The organism is Endozoicomonas sp. SESOKO3 (assembly GCF_024606255.1).
In genome coordinates, this window is the sequence record NZ_JAHHPR010000676.1 from 1 (window position 1) to 1388 (window position 1388).

General features: G+C 50.5%; 2 protein-coding genes. Both read left to right on the top strand.

The annotated features are described in order from the left end of the window. Positions 1-828 (top strand): dihydroorotase (gene pyrC, locus KDK18_RS11935; RefSeq protein ID WP_257255147.1); only part of this gene is annotated, 828 nt, incomplete at its 5' end. A 92-nt stretch (positions 829-920) separates the two neighbouring features. After that, positions 921-1388 (top strand): ribonuclease T (gene rnt, locus KDK18_RS11940; protein ID WP_257255148.1); only part of this gene is annotated, 468 nt, incomplete at its 3' end.

Consider the following 1388-nt stretch of genomic DNA (forward strand, 5'->3'; position numbering starts at 1 on the left):
CTGATGACGCTGTACCTGACAGATAACACCACACCCGAAATAGTTCGCGAAGCCAAGGCCAGAGGCGATGTCAAAGCTCTGAAACTCTATCCAGCCGGGGCAACCACCAACTCTGACTCCGGTGTCACCGACATCAGCAACATTGAAGAAAGTCTGATCGCTATGACGGAGGTGGGCCTGCCACTGCTGGTACACGCTGAAGTTACTGACAAAGATATTGATATCTTCGATCGTGAAAAAGTTTTCATTGATCGCTACCTGCGAGACATTACTCTTCGGCACCCTGACCTGAAAGTGGTTATGGAACACATTACCACCGCTGATGCTGTCGAATTTGTCAAAAGCAGCCACAGCAATGTAGCCGCAACAATTACTGCACACCACCTGCTGTACAATCGCAACGATATGCTGGCAGGAGGGATTCGCCCTCATTACTACTGCCTGCCGATCCTGAAGCGTAATATCCACCAGCAGGCTCTGCTCGAAGCCGCAACCAGTGGCAACCCGAAATTTTTCCTCGGCACCGACTCTGCACCTCATACCGTAGATGCCAAAGAGACCGCCTGTGGCTGTGCAGGTTGCTATACCGCACCGGCAGCCCTGGAATTGTATGCTGAAGCCTTTGAGAGCATGAATGCACTGGATAAACTGGAAGGATTTGCCAGCCACTTTGGTCCGGATTTTTACGCTCTGCCCAGAAACCAGACTTCAGTAAGCCTGATTAAGGAAGAATGGCAATTGCCAGAGTCCATCCCTCTGGGAGACAATCAGGTGATTCCTCTGCGTGCAGGCGAAACCCTGAGCTGGCGCTTGCAAGACCTGAACTGACACTGAAGACCGGAAAGTCTGCCTTCAGATGGCTGACTTTCCATTGACTCTGAAAGAATTAAGGAGATTCCGTGGTCGATGACAGCCATCTGATGGCCAACCGCTTTCGTGGTTTTTTACCCGTTGTGGTGGATGTGGAAACCGGAGGTTTCAATTCCGTCACCGATGCCCTGCTGGAAATTGCGGCAGTAGTCATTGAAATGGACGAAAGCGGCTATGTGCACCCCGGTAAGCCTCAGTCTTTCCATATTAAACCCTTTGAAGGTGCCAATATTGAACAGTCGGCGATAGAGTTTATCGGTATTGATCCCTTCCACCCGCTTCGTATTGCCACTGAAGAAGAACAAGCACTGAACAGTATCTTCAAAACAGTACGCAAGGAAGTTAAGAAGCAGGGTTGCAACCGGGCAGTACTGGTGGGTCACAATGCGTCATTTGACCTTGGTTTTCTGATGGCCGCAGCAGAGCGGTGTGATATCAAACGTAATCCTTTTCATCCCTTCTCCTGCTTTGATACCGCTACCCTGTCAGGATTGGCTTATGGGCAAACAGTGCTGGCC